This window comes from Streptodolium elevatio (assembly GCF_040649515.1).
In the GTDB taxonomy this organism is placed as follows: domain Bacteria; phylum Actinomycetota; class Actinomycetes; order Streptomycetales; family Streptomycetaceae; genus Yinghuangia; species Yinghuangia elevatio.
This window is the reverse complement of sequence record NZ_JBEZFP010000105.1, coordinates 24,521-32,686: the sequence shown is the minus strand read 5'-3', so window position 1 is coordinate 32,686 and position 8,166 is coordinate 24,521. Positions and strand designations below refer to the sequence as shown.

At 69.2% G+C, this 8,166-nt stretch carries 7 protein-coding genes; 6 read left to right on the top strand and 1 reads right to left on the bottom strand.

Going from position 1 to position 8,166, the window contains the following annotated elements; translation table 11 throughout:
* The first annotated feature begins 322 nt into the window (after positions 1-322).
* The 5 genes from AB0C36_RS31150 to AB0C36_RS31130 all read left to right on the top strand — a co-directional run bounded on the left by AB0C36_RS31150 (position 323) and on the right by AB0C36_RS31130 (position 5,584).
* The gene (locus tag AB0C36_RS31150) at positions 323-1,768 is read left to right on the top strand and encodes an amino acid permease (RefSeq protein WP_358360603.1); all 1,446 of its coding nucleotides are present in this window, start codon (positions 323-325) and stop codon (positions 1,766-1,768) included.
* Between the two features lie 70 nt (positions 1,769-1,838).
* Entirely contained in the window at positions 1,839-3,068 is a 1,230-nt protein-coding gene (locus AB0C36_RS31145; RefSeq protein ID WP_358360601.1) for an arginine deiminase, read from the top strand.
* Positions 3,069-3,110: 42 nt separating this feature from the next.
* Positions 3,111-4,112 (top strand): ornithine carbamoyltransferase, encoded by a 1,002-nt coding sequence (gene argF / locus AB0C36_RS31140; RefSeq protein WP_358360598.1) that lies wholly within the window; start codon positions 3,111-3,113, stop codon positions 4,110-4,112.
* Between the two features lie 206 nt (positions 4,113-4,318).
* Positions 4,319-5,254: a carbamate kinase gene (arcC, locus tag AB0C36_RS31135; protein ID WP_358360595.1), complete on the top strand. Its 936-nt coding sequence runs from the start codon at positions 4,319-4,321 to the stop codon at positions 5,252-5,254.
* Positions 5,255-5,386: 132 nt separating this feature from the next.
* Positions 5,387-5,584: a hypothetical protein gene (locus tag AB0C36_RS31130; RefSeq protein ID WP_358360592.1), complete on the top strand. Its 198-nt coding sequence runs from the start codon at positions 5,387-5,389 to the stop codon at positions 5,582-5,584.
* Positions 5,585-6,066: 482 nt separating this feature from the next.
* On the opposite strand, the gene AB0C36_RS31125 is transcribed toward AB0C36_RS31130, so the two are convergent.
* Entirely contained in the window at positions 6,067-6,300 is a 234-nt protein-coding gene (locus tag AB0C36_RS31125) for a hypothetical protein (RefSeq protein ID WP_358360590.1), read from the bottom strand.
* A gap of 535 nt (positions 6,301-6,835) precedes the next feature.
* Between AB0C36_RS31125 and AB0C36_RS31120 the strand changes: the two genes are divergently transcribed.
* Positions 6,836-7,885 (top strand): hypothetical protein, encoded by a 1,050-nt coding sequence (locus AB0C36_RS31120; protein WP_358360587.1) that lies wholly within the window; start codon positions 6,836-6,838, stop codon positions 7,883-7,885.
* The last annotated feature ends 281 nt before the right edge of the window (positions 7,886-8,166 follow it).

Genomic DNA, 8,166 nt, shown 5'->3' with positions numbered 1-8,166 from the left:
GTCCGCACACATCGTGCGGACCCAGGGCCCTGGTCGTGCCATGGCGGCGGGCCACCCCGGTGGCGCAGAAACGGCGCGCCAGGAGGAGTGACGGGGCACCAGGTCGGGGTATCAGAAGCGCTGTTATCACCATCTATCCGTATTTATGGCCACCATCCTGTGTGCACCGGGTCGAGGGTCGCCGCGCCTCGTGGCCTCCGCGTCCGGGGCGGCGCTCGCACGAAGGAGCAAGATCGCGAATGACGGGTTTGTCGGTAATCTGGCATAGCCCAATAAAAGGGACGTATGTGTCTCCTGGTGCGCGGGCCGTAGGAGGATCGCGATGAGCCACACGCCGGCTCCTTCGAGCACGCCGAGCACCGCGACCGCACCGGGGGGCGCCGGACCGGATGCCACCGGGACACTCGGCCTGGCCCAGGCCACCGCCCTCGTCATCGGCGGTGTGATCGGTACCGGGATCTTCCTGCTGCCGGCCACGCTGGCCCAGTACGGCACCATCTCCATCCTCGCCTTCGGCCTGGTGTCCGTCGGCGCGATCCTCATCGCGATGATCTTCGGCAAGCTGGGCGCCCGCATCCCGGCGTCCGGCGGCCCTTACGCGTACGCCCGCGACGCGTTCGGCGAGTTCGCCGGCTTCCTCACCGCGTGGTCCTTCTGGCTCACCGCGTGGATCGGCAACGCAGGCATCGCCGTCGCGTGGGTCGGCTACGTCAACTACTTCCTGCACTGGGACTCGACCGCGGGCAAGATCCTCGTCGCGCTCGTCGGCCTCGCGGTCCCCGCGCTGATCAACCTGTCCGGCGTCAAGAACATGGGCGCTTTCCAGTTGATCACGACGGTCCTCAAGTTCGTACCGCTCCTCTTCGTGGCGATCGTCGGCCTCTTCTTCCTCAAGGGCGCCAACTTCGGCCCGTTCAACGCGAGCGGCGGCAGCTTCCTCGACGCGCTGCAGACCTCCGCCGCGCTCGTGGTCTTCGCCTACTCCGGCATCGAGGCCGTCGCGATCGCCGCCGAGAAGGTACGCGACCCCGAGCGCAACGTGGCCCGCGCCTCGGTGTTCGGCTGCCTCGCGTGCGCCGCGGTCTACATGCTGTCCACGGTCGCCATCATGGGCACCGTCCCGCACGGCGAACTCGTCGGCTCCACCGCACCGTTCTCGGACGCGCTCAACCACATGTTCGGCGGCAGCATCTGGGGCGACGTGATGGCCACCATGGCGATCATCTCCGGCATCGGCGCGCTCAACGGCTGGACCATGCTGGTGGCGGAGATGCCCTTCGCGGCGGCCCGCGACGGCATGTTCCCCAACGCCTTCACCCGAATGCGCAACGGGGTGCCGTACGTCGGCATCCTCGTCGGCACCACGCTCACCATCATTGTGATGGCGATGAACTACCTGTGGTCCGAGGACGCCTTCGAGGACATCCTGCTGCTGGCCACCGTGACGACCGTCATCCCGTACCTGTTCTCCGCCGCGGCCCAGCTGTTCTGGCTGGTCACCCGCGAGCGGGCGGTCAGCCGGGGCAAGCTGGCCAGGGACCTCACGGTGGCGATCGTCGGTCTCGCCTTCACCATCTGGATGGTCTACGGATCCGGCGCCGACGCCGTGCTGAAGAGTCTGATCCTGTTGTTGGTCGGCATCCCGGTCTACATCTGGGTCAAGGCGTCGCGCGGCGAGTACGGGCCCAACGAGGTCATGCACGACGCGTCCGGCAATGCGGTCGGCACGTTCCCCACCGACGGTCCCGAGCGCGGGCCGACCAAGTGACACCTGTCGCGCCACCAGCGCGGCGGCCCCGGAAAACCGCGGGAAACCCCCGCACTGCCAAGGAGGTTCCATGGGTTTCAACGTCCAGTCGGAGACCGGGCGGCTCAAGCAGGTCATCCTGCACCGACCGGACCTGGAGCTCAAGCGGCTGACCCCGACCAACAAGGACGAACTGCTCTTCGACGACGTCCTGTGGGTCAAGCGGGCCCGCGAGGAGCACGACGCGTTCGCCGACGCGCTGCGGGACCGGGGCATCACCGTCTACCTGTTCGCCGAACTTCTCAGGGACACCGTCGGCAGCGAGCCGGCCGCCAAGAAGCTGATCCTCGACCGGGTCTTCGACGAGCGCGCGTACGGCCTCCTCGCGGTCGACGAACTGCGCGGCCTGTTCGAGAACTTCGACACGGACACGCTGGTCACCCACCTCATCGGCGGCATCACCAAGCGCGAGGTCCTGGAGCACATCGAGGAGCCGCACAGCGTCGCCTTCCACACCATGGACCTCGACGACTTCGTGCTCATCCCGGTGACGAACCACCTGTTCACGCGCGACACCTCGGCCTGGGTCTACGACGGCGTGGCCATCAACGCGATGCAGATGCCGGCCCGCCGCCGCGAGACCGTGCACTTCGAGGCGATCTACAACTACCACCCGATGTTCGCCAAGGGCGACTACAACGTGTGGAACCCGGGGCAGTCCGCGTACCCCGCCACGATGGAGGGCGGCGACGTCCTGGTCATCGGCAACGGCGCGGTCCTGGTCGGGATGAGCGAGCGCACCACGCCGATGGGCGTCGAGGCGTTGGCCCGCGCGCTGTTCGCCAAGGGCTCGGCGAAGAAGGTCGTGGCGCTGCGCATGCCGAAGGCGCGCGCGTTCATGCACCTCGACACGGTCATGACGATGCTCAACGGCGAGACGTTCACGAAGTACGGCGGCATGGGCATGCTCCCCTCGTACACCATCGAACCGGGGGACGGCGACGACGAGCTGAAGGTCAGCGACCACCCCGCCGAGGACATGCACGACGCCATCGCCCGCGCGCTCGGCCTGGACAGCATCAACGTGCTGACCGCCACCCAGGACGTGCGCTCGGCGGAGCGCGAGCAGTGGGACGACGGCTGCAACGTGCTCGCGGTCGAACCCGGCGTGGTCCTCGCGTACGAGCGCAACGTCACCACCAACACGTTCCTGCGCAAGAACGGCATCGAGGTCGTCACCATCCGCGGCAGCGAACTGGGCCGGGGACGCGGCGGACCGCGCTGCATGAGCTGCCCCGTGGAGCGCGACCCGGTCGCCTGACCCCCCGAACCGCCCGAACGCACGAAGAGAAACACTGGAGACATGGCTTTCAACCTGCGTCACCGCAACTTTCTCAAGGAACTGGACTTCACTCCGCAGGAGTTCAAGTTCCTGATCGACCTCGCCGCCGACCTCAAGGCCGCCAAGTACGCCGGCATCGAGCAGAAGCGCCTCAAGGGCAAGAACATCGCGCTCATCTTCGAGAAGACCTCGACCCGCACCCGCTGCGCGTTCGAGGTGGCCGCGCACGACCAGGGCGCCAACGTCACCTACCTCGACCCGACCGGCTCGCAGATCGGCCACAAGGAGTCGATGAAGGACACCGCGCGCGTCCTGGGCCGGATGTACGACGGCATCGAGTACCGCGGCTCCAAGCAGGAGTACGTCGAGGAACTGGGCAAGTACGCGGGCGTCCCCGTCTGGAACGGGCTCACCGACGAGTGGCACCCCACCCAGATGCTCGCCGACATGCTCACCATGAAGGAGCACTCGGACAAGCCGCTGCACCACGTCTCGTTCGCGTACCTCGGCGACGCCCGCAACAACATGGGCAACTCGCTCATGATCACCGCGGCGATGCTGGGCATGGACGTGCGCATGGTCGCCCCGAAGTCCCTCTGGAACGACGACGCGATCATCGCCAAGGCCAAGGAGATCGCGGCCAAGACCGGTGCGATGATCACCCACACCGAGGACGTCAAGCAGGGCGTCAAGGGCGTCGACTACCTCTACACCGACGTGTGGGTCTCGATGGGCGAGCCCAAGGAGGTCTGGGACGAGCGCATCGCGCTGCTCAAGCCGTACCAGATCAACATGGACGTGGTGAAGGCGACCGAGAATCCCAAGGTCAAGTTCATGCACTGCCTGCCGGCCTTCCACAACCGGCACACCCAGGTCGGCGAGGACATCTACGAGAAGACCGGCATGGAAGCCCTCGAGGTCACCGACGAGGTGTTCGAGGCCGACTTCTCGATCGTGTTCGACGAGGCCGAGAACCGCCTGCACACCATCAAGGCGATCATGGTCGCCACGCTCGGCGACTGACGCCCCGAAACCGCGTGCGCCCGGGTCCCGACCGGGTTCCCGGGCGTACGCGTCCCGGCGGCGTCCCGGTGGCGTTCCGCCGTCGGCCCGGCGCCAGGCTCCACTGCGGTCCACCCCGCCCAGCCTCTGTCTGATTTCTCCACATCAGTTGGTAAATCAGGCGGTATTCGGCCCCGCCCGTTGTCCCCGGAAGGGAAGCGATCATCATGCGCGTTGTCGTCGCCCTCGGCGGAAATGCGATGCTCCAGCGTGGGGACAAGCCCGACGCGGACATCCAACTCGCCAACATCCGCAAGGCCGTCAAGTCGCTGGCCCCGCTCGCCGAGGAGCACGAGCTCGTCGTGACGCACGGCAACGGCCCGCAGGTCGGCATCCTCGCGCTCCAGTCCGCCGCCGACAAGTCGCTGACCATCCCGTACCCGTTCGACGTCCTCGGCGCCGAGACGCAGGGCATGATCGGCTACTGGCTGCTGCAGTCCCTGCAGAACGCGCTGCCGGGCCGCCAGGTCTGCGCGCTCATCAACCAGACCCTCGTCTCCGCCGCGGACCCCGCGTTCGAGAACCCGACCAAGTTCGTCGGACCGGTGTACGACGAGGCCGAGGCCACCGCCCTGGCCGCGGAACGCGGGTGGACCGTCAAGCCGGACGGGCAGTACTGGCGCCGCGTCGTCCCGTCGCCCCGGCCGCGCCGCGTCGTCGAGACACGGCTGATCCGGCAGTTGCTCAACTCCGGTGCCATCGCGGTATGCGCGGGCGGGGGCGGCGTACCGGTCATGCGCAACGAACTGGGCCAGCTGGTCGGTGTCGAGGCCGTCGTGGACAAGGACCTCACCGCGTCCCTGCTCGCCGAGGCGCTGGACGCCGACGCACTCCTGCTGCTCACCGACGTACCCCGCGTCATGCGCGGCTTCGGTACGCCGCAGGCCGAGGAGATCCCCAACGCCACCCCGGCGATCCTGCGCGCCGAGGACTTCCCGGCGGGCTCGATGGGCCCGAAGGTCGACGCCGTCTGCCACTTCGTCGAGATGACCGGCGACATGGCCGCGATCGGATCGCTGGAGCAGGCCGTCGATATCCTGGCGGGCAAGGCTGGCACCATCGTCACCCCGAGCGGCCAGTACCCCGAACGCAGCGTGCTCTGACCCGCGCCACCGCGCCACCCGCGCGACCGCGCGACCTGCGGGACCGGCGCGTCGGGCGGTGCGAGGCGCCGAAAGGGCGATGCCGCGCGAAGCGGCTAGCCGGAGCACCGCTGCCGACGATTTGCTGGACACATGGCGGACCGAGACGGCGTATCGCAAGAGACACACGACGGCATATCCGCGGCGGCGGCAGCCCTCAACGCGGCCAACGCGGCCCAGCAGGCGGGTGATTCCGAACGGGAGATGAGCGAGCGGGTCCAAGAGGCGCAGATCCGGGCGGAGCTCAACAGCGCGCCGGACCCGGGCATCGGCCTGGAACGCGAAGCCTGAAAGAGCGTCTGGTCCGGCGGATTGTGTTCGGTTCGAGGGCCAGATGCCGCGCGGGCTCCGGGTAGGGCAGCTGATGGCGGCTGACGTTCGGGACCGTCCGGTCCCGGCTGTCCCGCGCACGGGTCAAGCTCCGACGACTGCACCGCGATCCGGAGCCGTACGTGCCACCGCCTCCGGAACGCACCCCGCGCCGCCCCCGCCACACCGTTCGCCCAGGTACCCCGGGCAGACCTACTGCGTTCAGGAGTACACGGCCGCCCTCCAGCCCGACGTGTCGGTGCCCCACCGTTGGTGGCGTGCACGACCCAGGGCCACGGCGCGCTGCGGGTCCTGCCCAAGCCCCAAGACCGTACACGCGTCCGAGCCCGAGGTGCCGCCCAGCGGCCGGACGTTCGCGTGGCCCGACGCGGACAAGGGCATCGTCCACATCCGCGACCTGCCTTTGGCTGACTGCCCCGACGGAGGCGGCGCGCCGTAGGGCGTCAGCGCGTCGTGTAGTAGACGTACCCGGCCAGGCCTCCCAAGACGATCAGATTCATGGCCATGACCTTGAGGCGGGCGGCAGGGGACATCGGCATGCGTGGCGGTGAGTACACCGGCCCGCCGCCGTACTCCTGCTGCCCGCCCGAGCCGCCGCAGTTCGGGCACGGCTGCATCTGCTGTGCGCGCCCGGAACCACCGCACCCGCCGCACGACATCTGGTCTTCCGGGTTCATCGACCAACGGCCCGAGCCCCCGCACCCCCCGCATATCCCGTCCATCGGCATCCAGCCATTGCCGCCGCAGGCTCCGCAGCTCCCCACCCCGTCCTCCTCACCGAGATTGCCCTGAGCGTGCGGGATACGGGAGCAGAGGTCAACAACACCGAGGTGGGGCGATGAGGCCGACTGTCGCGCGTGGCAGTGGAGAAGCGCATGGGGCAAAAAGTCGACGGCGTCGAGGCCGTGTATTCGCACGTGTCGCCGGGCGTGCAGCGACGCATCGCGGCACCGCTTGAGCGCACCTGGCAGAAGTCGCTGCGGGAGACAGGAGGAGCGTCAGGATGGGGCCTCGGAGAGTTGATCTCCCAGTCGATTCCCAGTCGATCGTTGTCGCGATGACGGGAGATTGTGGAAGTGGCCGCGGGGTTGAGACGGCAAGCGTCCATAAGGACCATGTGACATGCGGGTTCGTCGCTCTCCGCGGAGTGTCGATCAGGTCCCTCGCACGCGCGACTGCCGAAAAGGCTGTTCTGGTGTCACCATCACCCGTATGGCCGCTTCTGTGATGCCTGCCGCCGACACCCTCACCCGGACACTACTGGCCGCCCGCGAAGCCGATTGGGGCACGTGGACGCGCGACGACTTGGAGCGCGTCGTCGCCACGTTGTCATGGCGCACGGCGGTGCACGACTCCTCGGAACTGGATCCCGGCGTGCCGGGGTTGACGTGCCGGTGGGAGCCCGCCGACGACGCGGATCCTTGCCCGGCACTGCACTTCGAGGTGCCCATCCCGGTTCCCACTCCAGGCCCTGACCTGCCGGCCCCCTCCGGACCGGGGCGCAATCTCGGCTTCGGCGCCGGGCTGTCCGGCGAGTCCTGGGGCCTGCCCGGCGCGGCGTTCCCCCGCGACCGGGAGCGCGAGTTGGACGCCGCGCACACCCGACTGGTCGCCGCGGTCACCGCCGCGATGGGTCCGGCGCCCTGGCGCGGCGGTCCGGGGGCATGGCTGCGCTGGCGCAGCCGCACCATCACGCTGCGGCTCGCCCGCGACCACGCACGCGGCGCGCTGACCATGGAGCTGTTCCCCACGACCACGTGGGAGGCCCGCGAGCAGCGGCGGTTCGCGAGTGCCCCCGGGCTGACCGGGCTGCCGTACGCGTGGTGTGTCAGCCGCCCGGACATGGCACTCGCCGAACTGTTCCTGCCGTTCGGCCCCGACCCGCGCGACTGGGACGACTTCGCCGTCGCGCTGCCGGAACTGCTCGCGTCCGCGGTCACCGACCTACCGCTGGTGGGGTGGATCGAGCCGATACTGCTGGTGATCGGCGACGTCGCGCGTCCCAGCCGCACCGTCGAACTGCGCATCGGCCAGGACCGCCTCGAACTCGGCGGAATTCCGGGCCTGTCGCGCCAGGTCTGGCTGCGCCCGGGCGCCGAGCACGGCCGCCGCGCGGGCGGCCTGCTGCTGGACGCCTTCGCCCAGTGGGGCATCACCGCGGCGGCCGGCATGCGGGTGCGCGCGTGGACCAGCGGCGGCTACGTCGACTTCCCGGGGCTCGGCGTACGCCCCGAGGGCACCCACCCCGACGATCTCACCTGACCGAGGGCGCCCCCCGCGGCGCCCCTCTGTGGCCCTCCACGGCGCCGGAACGGGACGTCGACGTCCGCGACGTCTGACCGCGTCCCTCCCACTCCTGCGGGTGAATTCGCCGGGTCGAGTGCGGTTGCGTCCGGTAGTGTACGCGGCCTTGCCCGGGGTGCCGCGGCCGGATTCGACGGCGATTGCGCCGTATCAGGACCGCCGCGGCGAAACCAAGAGCGACCGACCCAACTGACGCCGTGCGTCGGGCACTTCGGCGTGCCCGGCGCCAGAGGAGTTCG